32 protein-coding genes are annotated in these 24,603 nt (G+C 67.0%); 11 read left to right on the top strand and 21 right to left on the bottom strand.

Annotated features, from left to right (window positions below; all coding sequences use genetic code 11):
- Positions 1–34: 34 nt before the first annotated feature.
- The 3 genes from ABIC90_RS17435 to ABIC90_RS17425 all read right to left on the bottom strand — a co-directional run bounded on the left by ABIC90_RS17435 (position 35) and on the right by ABIC90_RS17425 (position 2,638).
- Positions 35–685: a DUF6134 family protein gene (locus tag ABIC90_RS17435; protein WP_354356118.1), complete on the bottom strand. Its 651-nt coding sequence runs from the start codon at positions 683–685 to the stop codon at positions 35–37.
- The gene (locus ABIC90_RS17430; RefSeq protein ID WP_354356116.1) at positions 682–1,470 is read right to left on the bottom strand and encodes a DUF1295 domain-containing protein; all 789 of its coding nucleotides are present in this window, start codon (positions 1,468–1,470) and stop codon (positions 682–684) included. The genes ABIC90_RS17435 and ABIC90_RS17430 overlap by 4 nt, the downstream gene beginning before the upstream one ends.
- A 121-nt stretch (positions 1,471–1,591) precedes the next feature.
- Positions 1,592–2,638 carry an SAM-dependent methyltransferase gene (locus tag ABIC90_RS17425; RefSeq protein ID WP_354356114.1) on the bottom strand — a complete coding sequence of 349 codons (1,047 nt, stop codon included), beginning with the start codon at positions 2,636–2,638 and terminating at the stop codon, positions 1,592–1,594.
- Between the two features lie 167 nt (positions 2,639–2,805).
- On the opposite strand from ABIC90_RS17425, the gene ABIC90_RS17420 reads away from it, so the two are divergent.
- The 3 genes from ABIC90_RS17420 (at position 2,806) to ABIC90_RS17410 (ending at position 5,234) form a co-directional block, all read left to right on the top strand.
- Positions 2,806–3,351 (top strand): DUF4256 domain-containing protein, encoded by a 546-nt coding sequence (locus tag ABIC90_RS17420; RefSeq protein ID WP_354356112.1) that lies wholly within the window; start codon positions 2,806–2,808, stop codon positions 3,349–3,351.
- 64 nt (positions 3,352–3,415) lie between these two features.
- The gene (locus ABIC90_RS17415; protein WP_354356110.1) at positions 3,416–4,951 is read left to right on the top strand and encodes a cryptochrome/photolyase family protein; all 1,536 of its coding nucleotides are present in this window, start codon (positions 3,416–3,418) and stop codon (positions 4,949–4,951) included.
- 7 nt (positions 4,952–4,958) lie between these two features.
- On the top strand, positions 4,959–5,234 hold the full coding sequence (locus ABIC90_RS17410) for a DUF3253 domain-containing protein (protein WP_354356108.1): 276 nt from the start codon (positions 4,959–4,961) through the stop codon (positions 5,232–5,234).
- On the opposite strand, the gene ABIC90_RS17405 is transcribed toward ABIC90_RS17410, so the two are convergent.
- Positions 5,164–5,415 (bottom strand): ORF6N domain-containing protein, encoded by a 252-nt coding sequence (locus tag ABIC90_RS17405; protein ID WP_354356257.1) that lies wholly within the window; start codon positions 5,413–5,415, stop codon positions 5,164–5,166. The genes ABIC90_RS17410 and ABIC90_RS17405 overlap by 71 nt on opposite strands.
- Positions 5,416–5,579: 164 nt before the next feature.
- On the opposite strand from ABIC90_RS17405, the gene ABIC90_RS17400 reads away from it, so the two are divergent.
- A complete protein-coding gene (locus ABIC90_RS17400; RefSeq protein WP_354356106.1) occupies positions 5,580–6,542 on the top strand; it encodes a LysR family transcriptional regulator in 963 nt (320 codons plus the stop codon).
- A 28-nt stretch (positions 6,543–6,570) separates the two neighbouring features.
- Positions 6,571–7,038, top strand: coding sequence for a GNAT family N-acetyltransferase (locus ABIC90_RS17395; RefSeq protein ID WP_354356104.1), 468 nt, complete (start codon positions 6,571–6,573; stop codon positions 7,036–7,038).
- 27 nt (positions 7,039–7,065) lie between these two features.
- Here ABIC90_RS17395 and ABIC90_RS17390 read toward each other — a convergent pair whose 3' ends face one another.
- From ABIC90_RS17390 to ABIC90_RS17375, 4 genes are all read right to left on the bottom strand, one after another.
- On the bottom strand, positions 7,066–7,464 hold the full coding sequence (locus ABIC90_RS17390) for a nuclear transport factor 2 family protein (protein ID WP_354356102.1): 399 nt from the start codon (positions 7,462–7,464) through the stop codon (positions 7,066–7,068).
- A gap of 78 nt (positions 7,465–7,542) precedes the next feature.
- Positions 7,543–7,887 carry a hypothetical protein gene (locus tag ABIC90_RS17385; protein ID WP_354356100.1) on the bottom strand — a complete coding sequence of 115 codons (345 nt, stop codon included), beginning with the start codon at positions 7,885–7,887 and terminating at the stop codon, positions 7,543–7,545.
- 92 nt (positions 7,888–7,979) lie between these two features.
- The gene (locus ABIC90_RS17380) at positions 7,980–8,816 is read right to left on the bottom strand and encodes an alpha/beta hydrolase (protein ID WP_354356098.1); all 837 of its coding nucleotides are present in this window, start codon (positions 8,814–8,816) and stop codon (positions 7,980–7,982) included.
- A 61-nt stretch (positions 8,817–8,877) separates the two neighbouring features.
- A complete protein-coding gene (locus tag ABIC90_RS17375) occupies positions 8,878–9,327 on the bottom strand; it encodes a helix-turn-helix domain-containing protein (protein WP_354356096.1) in 450 nt (149 codons plus the stop codon).
- Positions 9,328–9,406: 79 nt separating this feature from the next.
- Between ABIC90_RS17375 and ABIC90_RS17370 the strand changes: the two genes are divergently transcribed.
- Positions 9,407–10,270, top strand: a complete 864-nt coding sequence (locus ABIC90_RS17370) for a class I SAM-dependent methyltransferase (protein WP_354356094.1) — start codon at positions 9,407–9,409, stop codon at positions 10,268–10,270.
- Positions 10,271–10,310: 40 nt separating this feature from the next.
- Here the strand turns inward: ABIC90_RS17370 and ABIC90_RS17365 are convergent, their stop codons facing one another.
- Positions 10,311–10,772, bottom strand: coding sequence for a DUF4259 domain-containing protein (locus ABIC90_RS17365; protein ID WP_354356092.1), 462 nt, complete (start codon positions 10,770–10,772; stop codon positions 10,311–10,313).
- A gap of 49 nt (positions 10,773–10,821) precedes the next feature.
- Here ABIC90_RS17365 and ABIC90_RS17360 point away from each other — a divergent pair, with 49 nt between their 5' ends.
- Positions 10,822–11,064 (top strand): hypothetical protein, encoded by a 243-nt coding sequence (locus ABIC90_RS17360; protein WP_354356090.1) that lies wholly within the window; start codon positions 10,822–10,824, stop codon positions 11,062–11,064.
- 41 nt (positions 11,065–11,105) lie between these two features.
- Here the strand turns inward: ABIC90_RS17360 and yidD are convergent, their stop codons facing one another.
- The 3 genes from yidD to ABIC90_RS17345 form a co-directional block, all read right to left on the bottom strand.
- A complete protein-coding gene (gene yidD / locus ABIC90_RS17355) occupies positions 11,106–11,432 on the bottom strand; it encodes a membrane protein insertion efficiency factor YidD (protein ID WP_354356088.1) in 327 nt (108 codons plus the stop codon).
- Positions 11,433–11,805: 373 nt separating this feature from the next.
- Positions 11,806–12,174 (bottom strand): copper-binding protein, encoded by a 369-nt coding sequence (locus tag ABIC90_RS17350; protein ID WP_354356086.1) that lies wholly within the window; start codon positions 12,172–12,174, stop codon positions 11,806–11,808.
- Between the two features lie 4 nt (positions 12,175–12,178).
- Positions 12,179–12,457 carry a helix-turn-helix transcriptional regulator gene (locus tag ABIC90_RS17345; RefSeq protein WP_354356084.1) on the bottom strand — a complete coding sequence of 93 codons (279 nt, stop codon included), beginning with the start codon at positions 12,455–12,457 and terminating at the stop codon, positions 12,179–12,181.
- Positions 12,458–12,486: 29 nt separating this feature from the next.
- Here ABIC90_RS17345 and ABIC90_RS17340 point away from each other — a divergent pair, with 29 nt between their 5' ends.
- On the top strand, positions 12,487–12,777 hold the full coding sequence (locus ABIC90_RS17340; protein WP_354356082.1) for a GIY-YIG nuclease family protein: 291 nt from the start codon (positions 12,487–12,489) through the stop codon (positions 12,775–12,777).
- A gap of 24 nt (positions 12,778–12,801) precedes the next feature.
- Here the strand turns inward: ABIC90_RS17340 and ABIC90_RS17335 are convergent, their stop codons facing one another.
- Positions 12,802–14,121, bottom strand: coding sequence for an aspartate aminotransferase family protein (locus ABIC90_RS17335; protein ID WP_354356080.1), 1,320 nt, complete (start codon positions 14,119–14,121; stop codon positions 12,802–12,804).
- A gap of 111 nt (positions 14,122–14,232) precedes the next feature.
- Here ABIC90_RS17335 and ABIC90_RS17330 point away from each other — a divergent pair, with 111 nt between their 5' ends.
- Entirely contained in the window at positions 14,233–15,090 is an 858-nt protein-coding gene (locus ABIC90_RS17330; protein WP_354356078.1) for a LysR family transcriptional regulator, read from the top strand.
- 18 nt (positions 15,091–15,108) lie between these two features.
- Here ABIC90_RS17330 and ABIC90_RS17325 read toward each other — a convergent pair whose 3' ends face one another.
- The 3 genes from ABIC90_RS17325 to ABIC90_RS17315 all read right to left on the bottom strand — a co-directional run bounded on the left by ABIC90_RS17325 (position 15,109) and on the right by ABIC90_RS17315 (position 17,685).
- Positions 15,109–15,771: an FABP family protein gene (locus ABIC90_RS17325; protein ID WP_354356076.1), complete on the bottom strand. Its 663-nt coding sequence runs from the start codon at positions 15,769–15,771 to the stop codon at positions 15,109–15,111.
- Between the two features lie 76 nt (positions 15,772–15,847).
- Positions 15,848–16,273 carry a hypothetical protein gene (locus tag ABIC90_RS17320; RefSeq protein WP_354356074.1) on the bottom strand — a complete coding sequence of 142 codons (426 nt, stop codon included), beginning with the start codon at positions 16,271–16,273 and terminating at the stop codon, positions 15,848–15,850.
- Between the two features lie 101 nt (positions 16,274–16,374).
- A complete protein-coding gene (locus tag ABIC90_RS17315) occupies positions 16,375–17,685 on the bottom strand; it encodes a hemolysin family protein (RefSeq protein ID WP_354356072.1) in 1,311 nt (436 codons plus the stop codon).
- A 23-nt stretch (positions 17,686–17,708) separates the two neighbouring features.
- Between ABIC90_RS17315 and ABIC90_RS17310 the strand changes: the two genes are divergently transcribed.
- Entirely contained in the window at positions 17,709–18,572 is an 864-nt protein-coding gene (locus ABIC90_RS17310) for a symmetrical bis(5'-nucleosyl)-tetraphosphatase (protein WP_354356070.1), read from the top strand.
- 34 nt (positions 18,573–18,606) lie between these two features.
- Here ABIC90_RS17310 and ABIC90_RS17305 read toward each other — a convergent pair whose 3' ends face one another.
- Positions 18,607–19,101, bottom strand: coding sequence for a response regulator transcription factor (locus ABIC90_RS17305; protein WP_354356068.1), 495 nt, complete (start codon positions 19,099–19,101; stop codon positions 18,607–18,609).
- 192 nt (positions 19,102–19,293) lie between these two features.
- Between ABIC90_RS17305 and ABIC90_RS17300 the strand changes: the two genes are divergently transcribed.
- Complete coding sequence (locus tag ABIC90_RS17300) at positions 19,294–20,298, top strand: AraC family transcriptional regulator (protein WP_354356066.1); 1,005 nt, start codon at positions 19,294–19,296, stop codon at positions 20,296–20,298.
- A 35-nt stretch (positions 20,299–20,333) separates the two neighbouring features.
- Here ABIC90_RS17300 and ABIC90_RS17295 read toward each other — a convergent pair whose 3' ends face one another.
- From ABIC90_RS17295 to ABIC90_RS17280, 4 genes are all read right to left on the bottom strand, one after another.
- Complete coding sequence (locus tag ABIC90_RS17295; protein ID WP_354356064.1) at positions 20,334–21,299, bottom strand: ABC transporter substrate-binding protein; 966 nt, start codon at positions 21,297–21,299, stop codon at positions 20,334–20,336.
- 47 nt (positions 21,300–21,346) lie between these two features.
- Complete coding sequence (locus tag ABIC90_RS17290) at positions 21,347–22,171, bottom strand: class II aldolase/adducin family protein (RefSeq protein ID WP_354356062.1); 825 nt, start codon at positions 22,169–22,171, stop codon at positions 21,347–21,349.
- Positions 22,172–22,324: 153 nt separating this feature from the next.
- The gene (locus ABIC90_RS17285) at positions 22,325–23,443 is read right to left on the bottom strand and encodes an LLM class flavin-dependent oxidoreductase (protein ID WP_354356060.1); all 1,119 of its coding nucleotides are present in this window, start codon (positions 23,441–23,443) and stop codon (positions 22,325–22,327) included.
- 36 nt (positions 23,444–23,479) lie between these two features.
- A complete protein-coding gene (locus ABIC90_RS17280; protein WP_354356058.1) occupies positions 23,480–24,493 on the bottom strand; it encodes an ABC transporter substrate-binding protein in 1,014 nt (337 codons plus the stop codon).
- Positions 24,494–24,603 lie beyond the last annotated feature (110 nt).

Here is a 24,603-nt window from a genome sequence, read left to right as displayed (position 1 = left end):
GCACGCGCGTGAAGAACCGCCACGGCCGGGCGATTCACTTCAACCGATAGCTCAGCTTGCGCCCACCACTGACAGTCGAGTCCAACCCCACCCACTCGCCCTGCGCCGTGTACCAGACGTCGATGGGCTGCGCCGGCGTGGCGATGCGCCAGCGCGCGGCCTCCACCGGCTGGCCGCGAACCTCCACCATGCCGCTGCCGGCGCGGGCGACCTGCACCGCTTCGAGCTTGCCGGTCTGCGAGTTGAGCAGCCGCTCCTGCCTGCGAATGGTGGGGTTCCAGTAGGCGAAGCTCATCACGCAGCCTTCGACCGGCTGCGTGCCCTTGGCCGTGGTCACCGCCAGCGTGTTGTCGCCCACGGCCTTGGCATCCACCTTCTCGGGCGTGCCGTCGTCGTCGGTCTTCGAGACCAGCTGGCGCAGGCAGTCGCCGCGCCAGGTTTCGTTGGCCGAGTGCCGGTAGCGGTACACCGTCACGCCCAGCAGCTTGACCGAGAACTCGGCCTCGCTGGTCAACCGGCGATCCTCGCCCGCGGTGGCCAGCATGAAGCGGTGCTCGCCGATGGGCGAATCGTCCAGCAGCACGCGAAAGCTCCACTCGCCGCTGGCCGGCCCCGTGGCCGAGGCGGCGCCGCTGAACAGCGCGGCCCACAAGGCCAGCGCCCAAACCCTGCGATTTTTTGTCATGGCACTTTGTTCTTGCGCACCGGCCCCGGAAAGAAGGCGTTGGTGCGTGCGATGTAGTCGCGGTAAGCGGGCCGCCGCTCGCCGATGTCGCCTTCGAGCATGCTCACGCCCGACACCTTCAGCAGCAGCCAGGTCATGAGCAGCGGCGAGACGATGCTCCACGCGCCGCTCCAGCCCGCACCGCCGATGGCGATGAGCCACAGCGCCCACCAGACGCAGACCTCGCCGAAGTAGTTGGGATGCCGCGTGTAGCGCCAGAGGCCCCGGTCCATCACCTGGCCCTTGCTCGCGGGGTCGGACTTGAAGCGCGCCATCTGCGCGTCGCCGATGGCTTCGAAGAAGATGCCGAACAGCGCCAGCGCAATGCCCGCGACATCGAGCACACCCAGCGGCCGCGCCGACGCCATGCCCGGCAGGAACGGCGCCGAAACGATCCACGCCAGCACCGCCTGCAGCGCGAACACCAGGTACAGGCTCTTGAACGCAAAGTTTGGCTGGTTGCGCGCGCGAATCGCCTGGTAGCGCCGGTCTTCGCCGTGCCCCCAGTTGCGCGCGCTGATATACACGCACAGCCGCACCGCCCAGGCCGTGCCCAGCACCGCCATCCACAGCCCGCGCGGCGTGTGCCCCGGCAGCAGCGAGAAATAAACCAGCCCCGCGCCCACGATGCACAGCGGCCACACCCGGTCGACCAGGCTCACGTCATGCCGCGCGAGGCTGGCCAGCCAGGTCAGCACCACGAGCAGCGCGGTCCATGCCAATCCCGCCAAGGCGATGCCACTCATGAGACAGCCACTCCTGCACGTTCGAGGAACACCATGGAACCGGCTTCGCCGGGCCATCGGTGTTGCCCCCGGTCGGGGGAAGGAGAAGCGACACGAAGTGCGCGAAGCCTGGGGGCGAGCCTCATGATTCGCGGCGCTCGAAAAGATAGTGGCTGACCCACCAGCGCTGCCCGTCGTCGAAGCCGAACAGTTCCGCCACCGACATGAAGAACAGCCGCCAACGCGTCCACCACACATTGGCCTCGGCGCCGTAGGTGGCCTGGAACAGCGGGCGCAGCTCGTTGCGGCGCGCATCCATGTTCTGCAGCCAGGCCTCGGCGGTGCGCTGGTAATGGCTGCCGGCCCAGCGCCAGCGGCGCAACAGGCGCAGGTCGTCCTGGCAGTGCAGCGCCAGGTCGTCGCTGGGCATCATGCCGCCCGAGAAGAAGTACTTGCTCATCCAGTCGCTGGGGTCGCGGACCTCGAAGGGGTACGGCGCCTCGCGGTGCGCGAACACGTGCATGAAGAAGCGCCCGCCCGGCTTGAGCCAGCGCGCCACATTGGCGAAGGCCTGCGGCCAGTTGCGCAGGTGCTCGAACATTTCGACGGAAACGACCCGGTCGAAGCGGTCGTCGGTGTCGAACAGGTTGATGTCGCGGGTGAGCACCCGCACGTTGGCCAGGCCCCGCTGCCTGGCCTGGGCCTCGATGTATTCGCGCTGCGAATTGGAGTTGGAGAGCGCGGTGATGCGGCTGCCCGGGTACTTTTCGGCCATCCACAGGGTGAGTGAGCCCCAACCGCAGCCCAGCTCCAGCACGTCCTGCCCGTTGGCCAGGCCCGCGCGCTCGCAGGTGGCGGCAAGCGCGGCGGATTCGGCTTCTTCCAGGGTCCGGGTGCCTTCGGGCCAGTAGCAGCTGCTGTACTTGCGGTGGTTGCCGAGGACTTCGCCGAAGAAGGCGGCAGGAACTTCGTAGTGCTGCTCGTTGGCTTTTTCAGGGAGCGGGGCGAGGTGGGAAGCGCTCATCCGGGCGACGAAATCCTGTGTCAGCTCGGCGACAGCCAGGGCGTTGCCGGCATGGAGTTCGGTCAGGCGCTCCTTCAAGAGGCGGCGGATGCCGCGGCGGATGAAGGGGTCGGGGACCAGGCCTTTTTCGACCCAGCGGATGGCGAATGTGATGTCCTGCGGCATGGCGGTTCCTGTTTGGCGGCACGTCGGAGGGCGTGCCGTAGGCACTGGTACGCGGCAAATCGGTTTTTGGATGAGGCCGTCCGATTTTGGCGGGTGATTTCCCCCGGCTGCTATAAAACCGAGCGCCCTTTCCGTCACCGGTGCACCGCACAACAGGACCAAGCCCCATGAACGCCGAACAACGCAAAGCCTTCATCGACGCACTGAAGCTCCGATTCGCCCAGAACAAGCATCGACACCCCGCAGCCGAGTGGGCCGCCGTGCTCGATCGCCTTCAGGCCAGCACCAAAAAACTGAGCTCGCTCTTCGAAATGGAGCAAACAGGCGGTGAACCCGACGTCATCGGCGCAGCGGACCACGAGGGCGCCTACCTGTTCTGCGATTGCGCCGCTGAAACCCCGCAAGGCCGCAGAAGCCTGTGCTTCGACGCCGAGGCCTTGCACTCCCGAAAAGAAAACAAGCCCGGAGGCAACGTCATCGACACCGCCGCGGCAATGGACGTTGCGCTGCTGACCGAAGCGCAATACCGCGCGCTGCAGACATTCGGCGAGTTCGACCTGAAGACATCCAGCTGGATCGCAACGCCCCCGGAAATCCGCAAGCTCGGCGGTGCCTTGTTCTGCGACAGGCGCTACGGCATGGTGTTCGTCTATCACAACGGGGCGCAGTCCTACTACGCATCGCGCGGGTTCAGAGCCTCGCTCAGGATCTGAGCCCGATGATGGAGGCACCGTCCACGCGGCACGCCAACCATCCCAATCGATCATTCATTCGTCCATGCGCAACCTGATCGTCGTCCTGGGCGACCAACTGAGCCTCTCCAGCGTGGCCTTCGAAGGCTTCGACGCCGCGCAAGACCGCATCTGGATGGCCGAGGTGCCAGAAGAATCGGAGCATGTGCCGAGCACCAAGATGCGCACGGCCCTCTTTCTTTCGGCGATGCGCCACTTTGCCGAGGCGCTCACCTCGCGCGGAATGCCCGTCGACTACCTGAAGCTGGGCACGCATCCTTTCGCCTCGATCGAGGCTGCCCTGGCCGACGCCTTGTCGCGCCACCGCCCCGACGCGGTCGTGATGGTCGAGGCGGGCGAATGGCGGCTGGAGCAAGCGATCGCAAAGACATGCCGGGCCGCAAACGTGCGCCTTGCGGTCCGCGACGATCTGCACTTCATGGCCTCGCGCGCCGAGTTCGCGGAGCACGCGCAAGGCAAGCAGCGCCTGGTGATGGAGGCCTTCTACAGAAAGATGCGCGTCAAGCACGAAGTGCTGCTCGACGAACGCGGCCAGCCCGAAGGCGGGCAATGGAATTTCGACCACGACAATCGGGGCGCCTTCGGCCGCAACGGCCCGGGCATGCTGCCGCCGCCGACCTCCTTCGCGCCCGATGCCATCACCCGCGAAGTGCTGGCCGACGTGGAGACGCATTTCGGCGACCACTACGGCAGCGCCGAGCGGTTCGACTGGCCGGTCACGCGCGAACAGGCCCTCGTTGCCATGAACGACTTCATGGCCTTCAGGTTGCAGGACTTCGGGCGTTTTCAGGACGCGATGTGGACCGACGAGCCATTTCTGTATCACGGGCTCCTGTCTTCGTCGTTGAACCTCAAGCTCCTGGACCCGCGCGAAGTGATCGATGCGGCCGTGGCGCAGTGGCGTGCGGGCGCAGTGCCGCTGGAATCGGTCGAAGGCTTCGTGCGGCAGATCCTGGGATGGCGCGAGTTCATGCGGGGCGTGTACTGGTGGCGAATGCCCGACCTGGCCGACGCCAACGCGCTGGACCACCACCAAGACCTGCCCGGCTGGTACTGGACGGGCGAGGTCGGCATGAACTGCATGAAGCAGGCCATCGGCCAGACCTTGCGAACGGGCTATGCGCACCACATCCAGCGCCTGATGGTCACCGGCAACTTCGCGCTCACCTTCGGCGTTGCGCCGGCGCAGGTGCATGCGTGGTACCTGTCGGTGTATGTCGACGCGGTGGAGTGGGTCGAGCTGCCGAACACGGTGGGCATGTCGCTCTTTGCGGACGGCGCGCGCTTCGTGACCAAGCCCTATGCGGGCGGCGGCGCCTACATCAACCGAATGAGCAACTATTGCGGCGGCTGCCGGTACAAGCCGGGCACGCGCAGCGGCGAAGGCGCGTGCCCTGTCACGGTGATGTACTGGGACTTCGTGGCACGCCATGAACGAATGCTCGAAAGCAATCCGCGCACCGTGGTGATGACGCGCAACCTGCAGCGCTTCAGCGCCGATGAGCGCGCGGCGATTCGGCGTACCGCGAATGACATGCGCGAGCGGCCGGAGCTGCTTTGAAGATCAGATGACGGACGACGCACCCAAGCTCGCCAGCGACGAGCAAATCGCGCAGACCGTCTTCGCGCTGCTGGCGCAACGCGATGCTGCTGCTTCGATCTGCCCGTCGGAGGTTGCACGTACGCTGGCGAGCAGTGATCTCGACTGGCGTGCGTTGATGCCTGCTGTGCGTCGCGTTGCCGCGACGCTGGCAACCAAGGGCTCGCTGCGGGTCACTCGGGGGGCTGACGAGGTCGATGCGAGGTCTCCAGGCGGACCGGTGCGCTTGCGTCGGCCGAAGTAGGCGCGCTGAGACTAGGGGCGAGACATTGAAATCGGCGCATGCCTGCTGCGCGAGCGCGAACGTTCGCCACACCCTTTTCGGTGAGTACGTAAGGTGCCGTGCGCCGGCCACCGCAGCCTGTGTTTGAGGTCACAGTTTGTGACCTCAAAGCGGTCCGCTCCTCCGACGAGAGCTGAAACATGAAATCGGAGTCCAGCATCACGCACTGTTCGAGCAATGACAAGATGCGGCGACTTGATGAGCTGACCTACCGGGCACCTCTTGCAAGAACCGGCATTCCCGAGAAAACATCGATGCCCCTACAGCCTCAGGCCCCACTCCCGATGCTGGAACAATGCGCCCACCATGGACGGCCTCGACCTCATCAAAACATTCCGCGAAGTCGCGTTCCGCCGCAGCTTCTCCCGCGCCGCCGATTCGCTCGGCATGTCCAAGGCCACCGTCAGCCGCTATGTGGCCGAGCTTGAAACGCGCAGCGGCGTGCGTCTGCTCAACCGCTCCACCCGCTCGCTGAGCCTCACCGATGCCGGCCAGGTGCTGCTGGACCGCAGCGCCGAACTGGTGGCCATGGCCGAGAGCACGCTCAACGACCTGCAGGGCCACGGGGCCCATCCGCGTGGGCGCCTGCGGATGAGCGCGCCCAACGGAATGATCGGGGGGTGGCTGTCCGACGTGATGGCCGCGTTCATCAACCTCTACCCCGAGGTGTATGTGAGCCTGGTGTTCACCAACCGCGACATCGACCTGATCGAGGAAGGCATCGACATCCACCTGACCGGCGGCCGCATCGACGACATGAACCTCATCGTGCGGCGGCTGGTGCAATACGACATGGTGGTGTGCGCGTCGCCCGCCTACTGGGCGCGGCGCGGCATTCCGCAGGTGCCCGAGGACATGGGCCGCCACGACATGCTGAGCTATGCGTCGATGCCGACCACGCACCTGCCCTTCGAGACCGACGGCAAGCCGCACGACGTGGCAGTGCACAGCCGCATGGAGGCCAACGATGCGATGGCTCTCATCGAGCTGGCGCTGCGCGGCGTGGGCGTGGCCTATGTGCCGGAGCCGCTGGCGCAATCGCATCTGGAGCGCGGCGCGCTGGTGCCGGTGCTGCGCGAGCACATGCCGCACGACCACTGGCTGTATGCGGCCTACTCGCAGCGCCGCCACAACAGCGCGGCGATGCGCGCAATGCTCGACTTTCTGGAGCAGTCGATGGGGCCGGCCCCGAAGCCGGCCATGCCGCCCGCAACGCCGGTGTCGCCGCCTGCGTGCGCTTTTCCCAGGGCAACAACCGACACCGTGTGACGGGCCGAGTCGTGATGCAATCCGGCACATGACGACCTCTTCTTCTTTCCTCATCCGCCCGCCCACACCCGACGACCACGCAGGCTGGAAGCCGCTCTGGGACGGCTACAACGCCTTCTACGGACGCGAAGGCGCGACCGCCCTGGCCGACACGATCACGCAAGCCACGTGGCAGCGTTTCTTCGACGCCTATGAGCCCACGCATGCGCTGCTTGCGGAGCGCGACGGCCGGATCGTGGGCCTGGCCCACTACCTCTTTCACCGCAGCACCGTGCGCATCGAGCCGACCTGCTACCTGTCGGACCTGTTCACGCTGTCATCGGAGCGTGGCCAGGGCGTGGGGCGGCAGTTGATCCAGGGCGTGTACGCGCATGCGCAGCGCGTGGGCGGCCACCGCGTGTACTGGCAGACGCATGTGGACAACGCAGCCGGGCGCACGCTCTACGACAAGGTGGCGTTGCACGAAGGCTTCATCGTGTACGGCACGCTTGTCTGAGCACTGCGGCTGCGGCTCGGAAGGGGCTCAAGAAACCGACGACGCCGCCTGCAGCATCGCGCCCATCTTCTGGTGGATCAGGTTCACGGCCTTCAGGGGCCGGAGCATCACCTTGAACTCGACGATCTTGCCCGCGTCGTTCCACTTGATCATGTCGACGCCGTTGACCGCGATGCCTTCGAGCTCGACCTCGAATTCGAGCACCGCATCGCGCTCGCCCTTGAGCTCGCGCACGTAGCGGAAGCTGTCGTTGAAGAACACCTCGAAGGCCGCTGTCAGGTACTTGGCGGTGACGGCCTTGCCCAGTTGCGGCTTGTGCACCACGGGCGAAAGAAAAACGGCGTCGTCGTCCAGCAGGGCATCGAGCCCCTTTGCGTCATGCGACTTGACGAGCTGGTGCCAGGTGGCGAGTGTGTCGATGGCCATCAAGAGTCTCCTCGTGCAGTGATGCGGCGCAGTCTACGTGCCCGAGTGCGTGGCTGGCTACACGATGGCCAACCCCGGTCAGTACTTGATGGTGACCCCGGCCTTCACGCCGTTGTTCGCCTTGCCGTCGGAAGACACGCCGCCAGTGAGCGACACGTCGCCGCCCGTGCTCGCGCCCACCGAGTACGTGGGCCTGGGTGTGGAGGTGTCGGTGCCGATGTAGGTGCCGCTGCCGTCCGGGCGCTCGACACCGATGGTCGCGCCCTTGGTGTAGGCCGAGGTTTCGGTAGGCTGGACGTTGGGCGCAACGTACACGGTGCCCTTTTCACCGCTGTCGATGGGCACCTTGACGGGTTCGGCGATGGCTGCGGTGCTCGCGCACAGCGCGGCCACGGTCAGGCTTGCAAGGATCAGTTTGCTCATCGGACCATGCTCGCGGGTAGGTGATGCCGTGCCTGTAGGACAAAGCGAAGCATGCGGGCCGGACATGCCGGGCTTGATGGCAAAGGTTGTCCTCATGCCACCTTCGGCTCCGGCAGGATCGCCGTCAACGCAAAGTCGATGAGGTGCAGCCAGGTCGCCTCCAGCCCCATGATGTTGTGATGGTCGGAGGCGGGCACGGTCTCCACGCTCACGGGCGTGGGCCATGCCGCGATGAGCTTGGCCGAACGCTCGGGCAGCACCACGTCGTCGTGCGCGGCCAGCAACACCTGGGTTTTTGCGGCCACCTCCGCGCAGTGGGTGAGCGAGTCGAAGCGATGGCGCAGCAGCAGCGACAGCGGAACCAGCGGAAAGCGGCGCTTGGCCACTTCCAGCATCGAGTCGTAGGGCGTGACCAGTTGCAGGCTCGCAAAGTCCTGCCGCGCCACCAGCTGTATCGCCACGCCCGTGCCCAGGCTCCGGCCGACCACGTGCAGGCGCGCATGCGGGAACGCGCGGCGCAGGTGCTTGGCGAACTGGCTCGCGTCTTCCACCGAGGCGATTTCCGAAGGGTGCCCTTGCGAATCGGCCACGCCCCGGTAGTTGAGCGCGGCGAAGCCGAAGCCTTCGGGCAGCCAGTGCAGCGTTTGCGCGGTGGCGCGAACATCTTCGCCCCGGCCCGCGAAATAGATGAACAGGTCCTGCAGCGCTTCTTCGCCCTGCGGGTGATAGACGTAGCCACGCACCATGCCGCCGGGCACGGTGTGCGAGTAGGTGGAAAAGTCGTCCGACAAAGGAACGACGGGGAGCTTGCGGGCGTTGAACAGGATGTGCCCCTGCCGCGTTGCAAGCAGGGTCCAGTACGCCGCGAGACTTCCGATGGCTGCTGCCGAAACGGAGAGTGCGATGCGGGCGGCTTTGGTAGACGACAAGGTGTGATTTCCAGACGGCGCGGGGCCGGTGTGCGAAGCCCCTAGTTTCGCCGGGTTCACTTCACCTCTGGTTGGGGTGCGGCTTCGGTAACTTTTTGCTGCGAGCGCCGATGGCCCCGGCGCCGGCGCCGGCGGCTTTCACGATTCGGCGGAAGGTCGGGCACTCCATGTGGCTGGGCGCGGGGCAGACCGCGGCGTGGCGCAGGCCGTCTCGCATGGCGCTCAGCTTGCGGATGGTCCGGTCGAGTTCGTCCGCCTTGTCCGCAAGCGCCTGCCGGTCGATGCGCGGCTGGCCCTCGGGTGCGAACATGCGCGCGATCTCGTCGAGCGAGAAACCGGCGGCGCGCCCCACCGCGATCAGCGCAAGGCGCTCGAGCACGGCGGCGTCGAACAACCGGCGCAGCCCCTGCCGGCCGGTGGAGGCAATCAGCCCCTTTTCGTCGTAGTAGCGCAGCGTGGACGCGGGGATGCCGGAGCGCCGCGCCACCTCGGCAATGTCCAGGTGCGTCATCCGCTTGACCTCAAGTCGACTTGAAGTTGCACAGTCTAGCTTCCGCCTCTTTCAGGGGCACGCAAGAAGGATCAAAGCCATGGTTGCCGCACACCCGCCCAACAACGAACAAACCGCGCTCTGGAACGGCCGCGCAGGCCACGCGTGGGTCGACGAACAGGCGGTGCTCGACCGCATGTTCGAGCCCTTCGAGCACCTGCTCGTCGATGCGGTGCGCGCCGCGTCGGCGCTGCGGGTGCTGGACGTCGGCTGCGGCACGGGCAGCACCACGCTCGCCATCGCGCGGCTGCTCGGTGCCGGGGGGCGCTGCACCGGGGTGGACATCTCCGCGCCGATGCTCGCCAGGGCCTGGTCGCGCAGCGAGCGCGAAGACACGCCCGCCGGCTTCATGCAGGCCGACGTGCAGGGGCACGCCTTCGAGCCCGCGAGCTTCGACATGGTCGTCTCGCGCTTCGGCGTGATGTTCTTCGAGGACCCGGTGGCCGCCTTCGCGAGCCTGCGGCGGGCCGCGAAGGCCGGTGCGCCGCTGCGCGCCATCGCGTGGCGCAGCGCGGCGGAGAACCCTTTCATGACGACGGGAGAGCGCGCAGCGGCGCCACTGCTGTCGAACATGCCGGTGCGCCAGCCCGGCGCGCCGGGGCAGTTCGCTTTTGCGGACCGACTGCGCGTTGCATCCATCCTGCAGCAGAGCGGATGGGGCGACATCGACATCCAGCCGATCGACGTGGACTGCACGCTGCCCGAGAAGGAACTGGTGGGCTATCTCACGCGGCTCGGCGCCGTCGGGCAGGTGCTCCAGGACGCGGCCGAACCGACGCGCAAACGGGTGATCGACGCGGTGCGCGCGGCATTCGAGCCGTATGTGCGTGGCGACGAAGTTCGTTTCCCCGCGGCGTGCTGGATGCTCTGTGCCCGCGCGCCGAAGGAGGCCGCCGGTGTCTGATGCCGCGAACTGGGTAGCGCATGAGCGCCGCGTAGCGCGCTCAACGCCCGAGCCTGGCCCTCAGTTCGCCGATGCGCGAATCCCATCCGCTTGGCTTGCCTTCGGCCCATAGTTGGGCAAGCTCCGAAGACTTCCGGTCCGCCACGCGGGCAAGGGCCTGACGCGCACGCGGTGCGAGCGCGCGCACCTCGGGTTCATTCGCCTTGGCGAAACAAGCTGTGGCTTGCGGACCAGGCACCTTGGGGCCTTTACCGTCGGCGCTGGCAATGACTTGCGCGGCGGCCACCGCGATAGACCCGTCTTCAGCGTCCAGGTAACCAGGGCGCAATGCTGCCTCGATGGCGCGCGTGATGGCGGTACGCCCCGAGGGCTTTGCGCATTCGGAGAGCCAGTCCATTGCATCGTCGTTGTCGAAGGGACCCTCTCCCCATGCGCCGGCAGTGGCAGAAATGCTCACCGCCAGCGCGAACGCGGCGACACTGACTCGTTTCATTTTTTTCATTTCCGTAGCTCTCACTTTTGATGGCGCCATGACCGACTCTCGACCACCCGTGAAGACCAAGAAGGATCAGCGGTTAAGAACAACCCTGGCCGTGCTCTTCGTTTTTTTCGGCTTCGCCCTTATGGGACTGTTGTTCGGGTACGGAAGGGGTGGGAACTCAACGAGCATTGTGGGCAGCGAGATATGCAAAGCGACCTGCATGGAGCGGGGTTGGCAGAACGGCCTGCTGGTTTCGCCGAGCGATGCTGCATCAGGCGGGCCGCACGGTCCCAAGACCTGCGAATGCCGATGACGCCGTGATCGACCACTGCTGCCGCGGCTCGCACGCTCTATCTAGCCCGGCCAGCACCCGCAACACCCTGACATTTTCCTCGCGCCCCAACGCGACCAGATCGGGCAAGCTTCTGCAGGCGTTTCCGGCTGCGTGCCTTCGGCGTGGAATCGAGAGTCGGCAAGGATTCGCGCTGAAGTGGCGCAGGTACCGAAGCGTCGCATGATGACCAGGGCACCCGCCCAGACACCCAAACGACTGATGACACGCTTGGCAAACTGCGAGCAGGACGCCTCGCCTGTCAGCACACGATGCGCACAACTGAAACCCTTGTAGGGCGAGATGAATCGCTGGTATCCGTCGATTGCGGCCAGCGCAAAAAATCTCATGGTGTCCCCTTACTTCGAGCGCGATTCACTTCGACCGATCGGAGCATAAAAGCTCCCACCCGAGACCGGCAGCCCAGCCGATCCCCACCAACCATGCGCCAGCCTGGACAGTATCAATGTCGGCCGGTGCAATCCAGTGGACCGCCATCGCAACAAGCAGTCCGGCCACGGCACCGACGCAAGACCAAAGAGAAAGAAGGACATCAAACATTTGGAAGATCCAGACATTCAATTGGCCCGGTGCTGCCGATTCGCGCGGAAGCTCGCGCGAGAAACACCGCTACCCAAGACAACGGGCTTGCGCATTGCAGAAGGCCGCGAGGCCAGATCGCCTGCTGGGTGACCAGACCGCAAAGTCGTGGGCCCGATCAATTCAATCGCACTTCTGAAACCGCACGCATTCGTCGACAACGCGGATCGAGGTCAGCGTGTTCTCGCCGTCGATGCGCTTCGACGTGAACTTGACCGACGACCCCACGGGAATGTCGGCAAGCGGCGACGGATCGAGCACCCTGAAGATCTGCGTCATGAAAGGAATCTTGGCTCTCGGCAGCAGCTTCAGCCGCGCGTAGAACTTGCCGTCGGATTCCTTGTGAAAGCTCTCCAGGCGCGCACGGGTCATGACCGGCTCGGCCTCGCGCTTGGCCTCGGCGGGGCGCTGTTCAATCGGCTGAGCCGCGATGCAACCCATCGCGACAGTGCCCATGCCGACCCAGACGATGATGCGCAGGGAAGCGTTCATGTGTTCACTCCTCGGATGCAGGGGGTGGCTCGCCGTATGCAAACGCCAGCTTCGTCTCGATGCCGTAGAGCGCCAGCAGGCCCAGCACATGCCCGATGGCAACGCCGGGTTCGCCCGATTCGATGCGCGCGATGGTTTGCACGTGCACGCCCAGCCGCGCCGCCGCCGCGGACTGCCCTTCGCCGGCCTTGGTGCGCGCCAGCTTGGCCTGCGCACCCATGTGCCGGATTGCCTGGAGGGCTTTGCTGTCGATGTCTGCGGAGATGCGTTTGCCTTGGGCCATCGCAAGATTGTCGCTGCACAATCTGCGCCGTGCCTGCAACCCTGCCCCACTCCCCGCCAGACGCCGAGCCCCAGCTTTACTGGCTCTATCTGCTGGAATGCGAAGGCGGCGTGTACTACGCGGGCATCGCGCTCGACGTGGAGCAGCGCTTCTTCCAGCACGTCTTCGGACTGGGCGCCAAGTTCACACGCGCGCGTCCGCCGCTGCGCGTGCTGGCGGCCCGCGAATACCCGGACAAGGGCGCCGCGCTGCGGGCGGAGATCAAGGTCAAGGCCTTGCCCCGCGCGCGCAAGCTGGCCTTCTTCAACAGCGCTGCCTAGCCTGCTTGCATCACTTCCCCGGGGTCATCTCGCGGTCCCGGAGGCCACCACGTTCTCGATGGCCTGCTTCAGCAGACTCAGGCCCAGGTCGATCTCCGCATCGCTCACGGTCAGCGGCGGCGCGATGCGAAACACACCGCCCATGCCCGGAAGCTGCACGATGTTCATGCTGAGGCCGAGCGTCATGCATTCGCGGGTGATGGCCGCTCCCAGGTCGGGCGCGCCTTCCTTGCCGGCGCGGCTCTTCACGATCTCGATGCCCAGCAACAGGCCCCGGCCGCGCACGTCGCCGATGCAGTCGAACTCACGCTGCAGCGCGCGCAAGCCGTTCTCCAGCCGCTGGCCGGCGACCCGGGCACGGTCGACCAGGTTGTCGCGCGTGACCACCTCGAGCACCTTCAGACCGACCGCGGCCGGCAGCGGATCGGAGACGTGCGTGGTGTAGAACAGAAAGCCGCGCGCGTGGCACTCTTCCTCGATCTGCGCCGAGGTCAGCACCGCCGACAGCGGCAGGCCGGCGCCCAGCGTCTTCGACAGCGTGAGGATGTCGGGCACCACGCCGTCGCGCTCGAAGGCGAACATCAGGCCGGTGCGGCCCACGCCGGTTTGCGCCTCGTCCAGGATCAGCAGCATGCCGCGCTCGACGCACTTGTTCTTCAGCGCGGCCAGATAGCCCGGCGGCAGGTCGATGAGCCCGCCCGAACTCAGGATGGGCTCGGCAATGAAGGCCGCGAGATTGCCGCTGGACTGCCGGTCGATCAGGTCGAAGGCGTAGTCGAGTTCGGCCTGCCAGTCGAAGCTGCCGTTGCGCTCGAAGCGCGGCCGGTAAGGGTACGGCGCGGGAATCGCGAACGAGCCCACCGCGGCCGGTCCGTAGCCCTTGCGGCCGGCGCTGTAGGTGGCCGAGGCCGCGCCGCCGGTCATGCCGTGCCACGACTGGGCGAAGCTGACGATCTCGTACTTGCCGGTGTAGAGCTTGGCCATCTTGATGGCGGCCTCGTTGGCCTCGGCGCCGGTGCTCAGCAGCATCGAGCGGTCCAGGCCGGGCGGCGTGATCTCCGCGAGGCGGGTGGCCAGGTCGACCACCGGGCGGCTCAGCATGCCGCTGAAGAGGTGGTCCAGGTTGCGCGCATGCTCGGCCACCACACCGGCGACCTCGGGATGGCCGTGGCCCAGCAGCGAACTCATCTGGCCGGATGTGAAATCGAGAATGGCCCGTCCGTCCGCGTCGTACACGAAGCTGCCCTGTGCGCGCTCGATGATCATCGGCTCGAAGCTGCCGCCGTAGCGGATCAGGTGGCGGTGCGCGTTGCTCCAGAAAGCGGGGTCGGTGTTGCGGGACATCGCAAGCTCCTGAGGGATTGATTTCCATCGAGCTTACGAACGGCGAAGAAACAAGAAAAGCTAATATGTCTTAACCTAGATATCAGCCGGCCTTATGTGTCGCCCTGCACCGTGACTCGTCATCTCGACATCGACCTGCTGCGCACCTTCGTCGCGATTGCAGAAACCCGCACCCTCGGCCGCGCCGCCGGAAAGATCGGCCGCACGCAGGCCGCGGTGAGCATGCAGGTCAAGAAGCTCGAAGCCATGCTCGAGCAGCCGCTGCTCAACCGCACCGGCCGCGGCGTGGTGCTCACGATGCACGGCGAACGCCTGCTGGGCCATGCGCTCGTCATCCTCAGGCACCACGACGCCGCCGTGGCCGACATTTCGGGCGCGGGGCTCTCGGGCACGGTTCGCTTCGGCTGCCCCGACGACTATGCGACGGCGTTCCTTCCGCACATCTTGCGCAGCTTTGCGGGCCGGCATCCGCAGGTGTTTGTCGAAGTGGTGTGCGCGCCCACGCCGCGGCTGAAGGAGCGACTCAGGAAGCATGCGCTCGACCTCGCGCTGATCTCCACCACCGATGCCGAAGACAAGGCCTCGGTGATCCGCCACGAGCCGCTGGTGTGGGTGGGCAACAGGCACGACGACGCGGTGTCGCACGAGCCGCTTCAGCTGGCCCTTTCCGACCCCGACACCCTGGACCACAGCGCGGCCTGCGAAGCGCTCGATGCGGTCAAGCGGCCGTACCGCGTGGCCTACGCGAGCGGCAGCATCTCGGGCCTGCTGGCCGTGGTGCGCTCGGGCCAGGCCATCGCGGTGCTGACGCAGGCCGCCGTGCCGGACGATCTGCAAATTCTGGCGCCGGGCAAGCGGCTGCCGAAGCTGCCGGTCGTGGGGCTCACGGTGAAGTTCGATCTGAAAAGCCCGCCTGCGCTGGTGGCGGAGTTTGCGGAGCATCTGCGGAAGGTCTTGCCCGCGCTGTAGGCGCCGATCTTGTTTGCGCTATTTGCGCTGCACGATCACCGCCGCCGGCGCATCCGCCATCGCCAGCGGATTCAACACCGGCGCCGCCACCCGCGTCAGCGTGTTCCGGTCCGTGTGATGGAAGGGCTCGGCCTGTCCCTGGATCTGCATCACCGTGTCCTGGTCGTAAGACCAGGTGCCGTCGGGGTTGATCGTGACCGTGATGTTCCACGCCAGCGTGGTGAAGGCGTGCTCGATGAAAGGATTCGACACGATGCCGTTCACCAGGCTGCCGCGTTCGGCGCTGAGCGTGAAGCGCGTGTCGCCGGCTTTCGCGTGGCCGCTGGCCATGGCCACCTGGCCGCGCGGAATGGCCAGCGTGTGCATCACGGTGCCGGTGGCCGGCTCCCACAGCCAGTAGCCGACCTGGTCGTGGTACATCTTGGTGAGGCCGGGCTTGTGGATGTAGGTGTGATAGCGCAGGCCGTACAGCAACTGGGGGCTATTGGTCTGCGGGTCGATGGGCTGCAGCTCGTAGCGCTCGACGTAGACCTGCGTCTTCGGGCCTTCGCGCTTGGGCTTGACGTCGACGCCGCGTGCGCCCTCCCAGACACCGGCCATGGCGCGCAGCGGACCCAGGTTGGCGAGGGTGTCGGGGTCGGCGTTGGGCTCGGTGTAGATGTCTTCGGGCGTCGTGGTCATGGTGTTGCGCAGGGGGCGAAAGGCTTGCGATTTTGCTTGAGCGCTTCAAGGCGCTCGATGTTCGAAGGCGCACGCATCACAGCGTCTCCCAAACCTGCACCAGCCCGACGAGATGAACAACGCCGAAGACCAGGCACACCAGCGAGCTCCACACCCAGAATGCGCTGAGGCGCCGCCGGTCGAAAACGAAGAGCGCCACCGGCACCAGCCCGCGCAGCAGGTACACGGCGGTGATGGCGGGCAGCACGAACGCCAGCAGCGGCAGCGGATCGATCACGCCAGCGCCGGAGAGCGCATACGCAGCCCAGGTCGCCAGCACGCCGGCGATCACCACGGTGAGCACCGGCGGATACCAGTGCCCCGCCGCCGCACCCGAGGCCATGCGTTCGCCCGCGCCGAAGAAGCGGTACCACGCGGGGCCGCCGACGATGACGCACAAGTGCAGCAGCGCGGCGATGGCGCTGAGGACGGCGCCGGCGATCAACGGAATGTTGTATGTCATCAAGTCTTTCAGCCCGCCACCCGCTCCCCGGGCCGATGCGATGGTGCCCGGCTCGTCGACCGGCCAGCGTTTGCTGATGGGCGAAGCGAGATCCGACGCTCCTAGTCGTCGCGCGGAACGGTCGGGTCTGGGGCTGCCAGCACGCGGTCGATGCGGCGGCCCTCGAGCGCGACGATCTCGAAGATCCATCCTGCGCACTCGATGTGCTCGCCCACGGCCGGCAGGCGGCCCGACACCGACATCAGCAGGCCGGCCACCGTGTTGTAGCGGCCCCGGTCTTCTTCGGGCAATTCGCGGATGCCCAGGCGCGCGCGCAATTCCGACACCGGCATCAGGCCGTCGAGCTCCCACACGCCGTCGGGCCGCTCGCGCGCCCAGGCGTCGGTCTGCATGCCAGGCTGCAGCTCGCCGGTGATGGCCTCGAGCAGGTCGCGCGGGGTCATGAGGCCCTGCACCACGCCGTATTCGTCCACCACGAACACCAGCCGGCCGGCGCGGGCGCGGAACTGTTCGAGCAATTCCATGCCGGTGAGGGTTTCGGGCACGAACACGGCGGGCGTGGCCTCCTGGCCCAACACGCCGGCGTGGGCGGCGCCCAGGCGCAGCAGGTGCGCCACGCTGATCACACCGACCACGTCGTCCAGCGAGTTGCGGCAGACCGGGTACCAGGAATGCACCAGGTTGAGCGCGGCCGCATCGGCCACCTTCTGCAGCGCCTGCGACACGGTGTTGGAGGCGTCCAGCCATTCGATGTCGGCACGCGGGATCATCAGCGACGAGAGGCGGCGGTCGTCCAGATGGAACACGTTGCGCACCATCTGGTGCTCGTGCTGCTCGATGACGCCGGCGTCCACGCCTTCTTCGAGGCTGGCGGAAATTTCTTCTTCAGTCACCGAGCGCGCGGCGTTGGCGTCGATGCGCAGCACCCGCAGCATGGTGGCGGTCGCGCCCGCCAGCAGCCACACGAAGGGCTTGGCGCCCTTGGCCAGGCCGCGCATGGGGCGCGAGACGAAGCGCGCGACCGGCTCGGGGTACAGCTGGCCGATGCGCTTGGGCACCAGCTCGCCGAAGATGATGGTGAAGAAGGTGATGCCGGTCACCACCACGGCGGTGGAAACGATGCTGGCAGTGCCCGCGCCCATGCCCAGGTCTTCCATCCACACCGCGAGCGGCGCGGCGAAGGCGGCCTCGCCGACGATGCCGCTGAGCATGCCGATCGAGGTGATGCCGATCTGCACCGTCGAGAGGAATTGCGTGGGCGATTCCATCAGCTTGAGCGCGGCGGCGGCGCCGGTGTCCCCCGTTTCGGCCAAGGCGGCGAGGCGTGCGCGCCGGCTGGTTGAAAGGGCCATTTCGGACATTGCGAACACCGCATTGAGGGTGGTCAGCAAGGCCAGCAGCAGGACATCCATGAACAGGGGGAGAGAATGAGGGAATGTCACTTTACTGTATCGGCGACGTGCAGGGCTGCGACCCTGCCCTCGGGCGGCTGCTGGCGGAGATCGATTTTTCGCCCAGCCGCGACACCCTCGTGCTCCTTGGCGACCTGGTCAACCGGGGCCCGGATTCGGCAGCGGTGCTGCGGCGCGTGCAGGGCTACGGCGCCTCGGCGCGCAGCGTCCTGGGCAACCACGACCTGCATCTGTTGGGCGTGGCGCACGGCGCGCGCAAGGCCGGCCGCAAGGACACGCTGGCCGACCTGCTGGCCGCGCCCGACAGCGAGGCGCTGCTCGACTGGGTGCGCCACCAGCACATGGCGCTGCACATGCAGATCGGCCAGGGCGACAAGGCAAGCGACCTGCTGATGGTCCATGCCGGCGTGCTGCCGCAGTGGACCGTGGGCGACACGCTGGCGCTGGCGTCGGAGGTCGAATCGGTGCTGCGCGGGCCGGCGCTGGGCGACTTCCTGCTCACCATGTACGGCGACGAACCGGCGCAATGGAGCGACAGGCTCACCGGCAGCGCGCGCCTGCGCGTCATCGTCAACGCACTCACGCGCATCCGCTACTGCACGCCCGAGGGCGCAATGGAGTTCGAGAGCAAGGACGGCTCCATCCCCGGACCCGAAGGCTTTCTGCCGTGGTTCGATGTGCCGGGGCGCAAGACGGCGGCGGCCACGGTCGCCTTCGGCCACTGGTCGACGCTGGGCTGGCTCTCGCGGCCCGACCTGCTCTCGACCGACACCGGCTGCGTATGGGGCGGGTGCCTGAGCGCGGTGCGCTTCGGCGCGACGCTGGACGAGCGCGAGCTGATCCAGGTTCAGTGCGAGCAGGCGCAAAAGCCTGGGAAGTCGGCCTGACCGGCCTGGGCGCCATGCCCGGGCGCCGGCCCGCTCAGTGCGCGGCGCCCTCGCCCTCGTTCCAGTTCAGAAGACCCAGGCGCGTCGCCTCGTGCACCGCCTGCACGCGCGACTTGACGCCCAGCTTGCGGTAGATGCTCTTGACCTGGGTGTCGATGGTGCTGGCCGATCGGATCAGCGCCTCGGCGATCTTGCGGTTGCTCCATCCCCTGGACACCAGCTGCAGCACCTGCTGCTCACGCGGCGACAGCCTGACGCTCGGCGAGGCTGCCGCCTGCCGGTGCGACCCCTTGGCCATGAGCGCCGGTACCGCTTGCGGAGCCGGCGGCCGTGACCGCGCGGAGGCGGCGATCACGCCCAGGATGTGGCGCGCCATCCGCGACGCCCCCGGCGCGTCGCCGCGCTCGATGGAAAACATCAGCAGCGCCAGTTCCGCCTCGTTGGCTTCGGTGAAAAGATAGCCGGCAGCACCTGCCGCCAACGCCGGGCTGACCGGTTGCTCCTGGGGTTGGGAAGAGCCTGATTGCATGTCGATGTCCGCTTGGAAAGTCGATGCGACCATGCGGCCGCTGGGATGCAAGGTTGATTCCCCCGCCCAGCGCGGCTTGACCGTGCGTCTCAGTTCTTGCGAGAATCCGCGCGAAATCAGGCATTTTTTAATACTTCTTAACATTTGTTTCGTGGACTGCCTCGCATTCCACGGCGTGCCTGCCCCGATTCGATGAACCTTCGCGACCCCGCGGCCGGCGCCTTCTTGGCGCCGAAGGGCCTGGCCCACAGCCACTTCAGCGTGAAGGAAGAACCGCCGGCGCAGCGGCTGCTGGCCTGGCGCAGCCGGGTGGGCCACGTGATCGACGTGCTGCATTCGTCGTCCGATCTGCAGAAACCGTTCGACGCCGCCATCGACCGCTACGAAGCCGGCGGCCTGGTGTTTACCGATTGCCGCTCCGACGCGATGCTGCTCGACCGGTCGCTCGCACGCATCTCCAGGGACCGGGTGCGCGACTACGCCTTTCATGTGTTCGTCGAAGGCGGCGTCGACGACATGGCGCTGCGCGGCAAGCCGCAGGCCGCGGACGCATCCACCACCAGCGTGCTGGCGCTGGACATGAGCCAGCCGGTGCGCATGCGCCGCAGCGCCTGCCGGGTGCTCACCTTCTTCGTGCCGGGCGCGATGGTGGCCGAAGTCTTTCCCGATCCCGAGGCCATTCACGGCCGCACGATCCGCAACAACACGCCGCTCGCGCGGCTGGCCATCGAGCACGCGGCAACGTTGGGCCAGAACATCGCGGGCCTGAGCGCGCCCGCGGCGGAAAGCGCAATGCGCACCGGCACACAACTGCTGGTCTCGGCCTTCGGCAAGCAGGCGGGCCTGAGCGGCAACACGCGCGCGGCGGTGCGGGCGGCCATGTTCGGCCGGGTGCGGCGCTACATCCAGGCGAACCTGCATCGCGCGGACTTGTCGCCCGAGGCGGTGCTGACCGCGCTGCAGCTGCCGCGCCCCACCCTGTACCGCATGTTCCAGCACGAAGGCGGACTGGGTGCCTACATCCGCCATCTTCGGCTGCGCCATGCGGCCGGCGACCTGGCGCGCTACCCGCACATGATGGTGACCGACATCGCCTACAGCGTGGGCTTCAAGAGCGCCTCGGACTTCACGCGCGCATTCCGCCGCGCCTACGGCATGGCGCCGCAGGACTTCAGGGTGATGTCGCAGGAGCGCTGAGGGCGCTCACTCCTGCGCCTTCTCGCGCTGGCTAGCTAGCCGGCCACGCCGAAGCCGGTGTCGAAAGTGCCCCGCACATCGAGCGGCTGCTTGATGAGCCCCACCTGCCTATAGAAATCTGCCGTGCCCTGCTGGTCGGCGACGACTTTCGCGTCGATGGCCACCCACTTCTGCTGGCGGCGCTCGAACTGCAGCTTGGCCGCCTCGGGCGGGATGCCGATGATGCGGGCCAGCGCGGCCGAGTAGGCATCGACGTTCCGGTACGACCAGACTTGTGCCTTCACCACGCGCTGCAAAAAGTCCTGCAGCACCGGCCGCTTGGCGGCGATGGCGGCATCGGTCGCGGCGAGGTAGCTCAGCCCCGGCAGCAGCCCGCGCCCGCTCACGAGCACGCGCGCGTGCTGGCTCACCTCGGCCAGCGCGGTGTAGGGCTCCCAGGTGGCCCAGGCATCGACCGAGCCCTGCGTGAGCGCGAGCTTGGCATCGGCCGGCGCAAGGAAGCGGATGTTCACCTCCTCGGGCCTCAGGCCTGCCGCGGTGATGGCTTTGAGCGTCACGTAGTGGCCGATGGAGCCGCGGTTGGTGGCGATGCTCTTGCCCTTCAGATCAGCCGCCGTCTTGAGCGGCGAATCGGGGCGCACCAGCACGGCCGTGCCATAGGAGTCGGAACGGTTCGCGCCGATCGCTTTGACGCGCGTGCCCGCAGCAAGCGCGAAGATGAGCGGCGCATCGCCGATGGGCCCCGAGTCGACCGCTGCAGCGTTCAGCGCTTCGGCCAGCGGCGCGGCTGCGGGGAATTCGGACCACTGGATGTCGTAACCGAGGCCTTCGAGTCCGTTGGCCGCTTCGAGCAATGCGCGCAGGCCGCCCTTCTGGTCGCCGGCCTTGAGCAGCGGGCGGCCCTGTGCGCGGGCCTGCAAGGAGAAAGCGGGCAGCGCGACGGCGGCGGCCACGGCGCCGCCTGTGCGCAAGATGCTGCGGCGGGATATGGGACGGGACATGGGGCGTGAATGGGATGAGGTCATCGCGAACTCGAACGGCTTCTTGTTCATTCCAGCAGCTCGGGCTCGGTTTCCACGAGCCCTTCATAAAGGCTGTAGAAGGAATGAATGGCCCCCTCCGGCCCGCCGATCTGGCTGTGCGTGTGGCGCGCGGTGTCCTCGTCGATGGGCTGCGGCTTGCCGGCGGCTTCTGCGAGGAGCTGCGTGTGGCAGGCGTTGTCCAGCGCGATGTACCACCACGCGGCGGCCTCCACCGACGGGCCTGCGGTCAGGATGCCATGGTTCTTGAGGATCGCGCCCTTCCTGTCGCCGAGCGCCTGTGCGATGCGGTCGCCCTCGCTGGTGTCGACCACCATGCCGGTGAAGTCGTCGAACAGCGCCACGTCGTCGTGGAACACGCAGCTGTCCTGCGTGATGGTGTCGAGCTTGCGGCCCAGCGTGGACCAGGCCTTGCCGTAGGTCGAATGCGTGTGGGCGGCCGCGACGATCTTCGGGTGGTGCTCGTGGATCGCGGCGTGGATGGCGAAGGCGGCCTTGTTGAGCGGCCGGTCGCCGATCACCGTCTCGCCCTTCGAATTGACGAGCAGCAGGTCGGACACCTTGATGCGCGAGAAATGAATGCCCAGCGGATTGACCCAGAAGTGGTCGCTGAGCTCGGGGTCGCGCGCGGTGATGTGGCCGGCCAGGCCCTGCGCGAAACCGAAGCGCGCGAACAAGCGGAAGGCGCCCGCCAGGCGCTCCTGGCGGTGGCGGCGCTCGGCCTGCACGCTGGTGCGCGGCGGGACGGGGTCGAACCAGTACTTCTGCTGCGGGTTCGGGTTGAACTTGAGTGGTTGGGGGGCGTTGCGGTCGATGGAAAGAACGGCGCTCATGGAGATTCCTCGTATTCGGTTTCTTGGTTTTGCTCCTTCCCTTTCCGGGGGAAGGCTGGGATGGGGGCACGCGCGGCCTTCGAGGCTGCGCGGCGTTGAATGCCGCTCGCCCCCACCCCTGCCCTCCCCCGGGAGGGGAGGGAGAAAGTCAGCTCAGGCCGCTTTGCGAATGGAAGCCGCGCGCTGCGCCACCAGTTCGCGCGTGCGCGGGATCAGTTCGCGGCCGTAGTCCGTCGCGTCTTCCAGCGGATCGAAGCCGCGAATGAGGAAGGTCGTCACGCCCAGGTCGTAGTAGTCGAGCAGCGCATCGGCCACCTGCTCCGGCGTGCCGACCAGCGCGGTGCTGTTCGAACGGCCACCGATTTCCTGTGCGACCGCCGTCCACAGGCGCTTGTCGATGCGCGGGCCCTTGTCGGCCGCGGCCAGCAGGCGCTTGGCACCTTCGCTCTGCTGCGGGCCGCCGCGGTTGTAGCCCTGCACCACGCGCAGGCGCTTTGTCTCGGCCAGGATGTGCTCGGCGCGCGCCCACGCGGCCTCTTCGGTCTCCGCGAGGATCGGGCGGAACGACACCGAGAAGCGCACGCTGCGCCCGTGCTTGGCCGCTTCGGCGCGCACGCGCGTCGTGAGCTCGCGCGCCTGGTCCAGCGATTCGCCCCACAGGGCGTACACATCGGCGTATTTGCCAGCGACCGGAATCGCCGCCTCCGACGCACCGCCGAAATACACCGGCACATGCGGCTTGCCGTTGCGCGTCTGCAGCGGCTTCACTTCGGAGAAGGCGTTTTCATAGCGGTAGTGCGCGCCTTCGTGGTCGAAGGGCTTCTCGGCGGTCCACACCTTGTGCAGCACCTCCAGGTATTCGTCGGTGCGGGCGTAGCGCTGGTCGTGATCGAGCCAGTCGCCGTCGCGGCGCTGCTCTTCGTCGGAGCCGCCCGAGATGTAGTGCACGCCGAGCCGGCCGCCGCTGAACTGGTCGAGCGAGGCGAACTGCCGCGCCGCGAGCGTGGGCGCAACGAAGCCGGGGCGGTGCGCGAGCATGAAGTGGATGCGCTCGGTGACCGAAGCCGCATGCGCCACGGTGAGCGTGGCGTCGGGTGAAGTCGAATGGTGCGGCACCAGCACGCGGTCGAAGCCGGCGTTCTCGTGCGCCTGCGCGAAGGCTCGCACGTAGTCGCGGTCGATGGCCGGGCCTTTGGCGGCGTGGATCTCCGAGACCTTCTGGCCCTGGATCATGCCGATGAATTCAACGTCGTTCTGGGTGTTCTGGCTCATGGGAGTCCTTTGTTTGTTGTCGGGGTGTTGGGGTGTTCAGGCGGCGGGCAGGCGCAATACGCTTTCGAAGCTGCGGTCCCACAGGGGCTTCACATCGGCGGGTCCATCGAGCACGCCGATCTTCAAGAAGGTGTCGGCCACGTCCTGGTGGCTGCGCACCACCGCATCGCTGACCGGGCCGAGGCTGTAGTCGCCGCTGCGGCGGTTGAAGAGTTCGACCAGGTCGCCGACCGGCACGCGCGTCTCGGCCGACTGCGCGCGTGCATAGGCCAGGAAGTTGCCGTTGATCCAGGCGAACGAACGCTGCAGGCGCTGCAGCAGGTCGCTCAGCGCCGCGCGGCGCAGCATGTCGTCGAGCGCGCGCGGGTTGGCGTAGATCGGGAAGTTGCCCGACAGGTAGCCCACGCCGGTCTTGATGGTCCGCGCGCCGTACTGGGTGCGCGCGATCTGGCCGTTGTAGCCGTAGATGGCCCAGGCATCGAGGTCGCCGCGCGCAAAAGCCGAAAGGCCGTCGGACGGCGTGAGGCTGATCGCCTGGATGTCGCTGAACGACAGGCCCACCTCGGCCAGTTGCTTGGCGAGGTAGTAGTGCGAAGTGGTGGCCCGCACATAGCCCACGCGCTTGCCCTTGAAGTCGGCGATGGTACGGATCGGCGAGTCCTTGCGCGCGAGCGTGGCCTGGTTGTTCAGGTCTTCGTGCGTCACCGCCACCAGTCGTACGCTGGATTTCTGGCGCGCCGCGAACACCGGCGGAATCTCGCTGCCCGAGCCCAGGTCGAGCGCATCCCCGTTGATGGCCTCGATGTGCAGCACCCCGTTGTTGAGCTCGCGCCAGTCGATCCTGTAGGGCGTGTCGGCCTGGCCCGAGGCCTGCAGCAGCGGGCGCCAGAGGCCCTTGTAGGTGCCCACGCGCAGGGTCACGCCCGAGAGGTCGCGTGACGGTGCGGCAGCCTGCGCGGCGCCTGCCGCGCCGAAGCCGGCGGCGGCGGCGCCCCAGGCAGCGGCGGTACGCAACAGGCTGCGTCGGTCGAGGGGAAAATCGGTTTTCATGCGTTGCGGTCTTTGTTCTTTGCTGCCCATGGCAAGAGGCCAGACCGTAACCAGACGCACCGCAAAAACGAACGCAGAAAAACGAGTTTGCATATGCGGGATGCATCGTT

It is taken from the genome of Variovorax boronicumulans (assembly GCF_040544675.1).
GTDB classification, from domain to species: Bacteria; Pseudomonadota; Gammaproteobacteria; order Burkholderiales; family Burkholderiaceae_C; genus Variovorax; species Variovorax boronicumulans_D.
The sequence above is the reverse complement of the archived record's forward strand: the minus strand, read 5'-3'. Positions and strand labels throughout refer to the sequence as shown.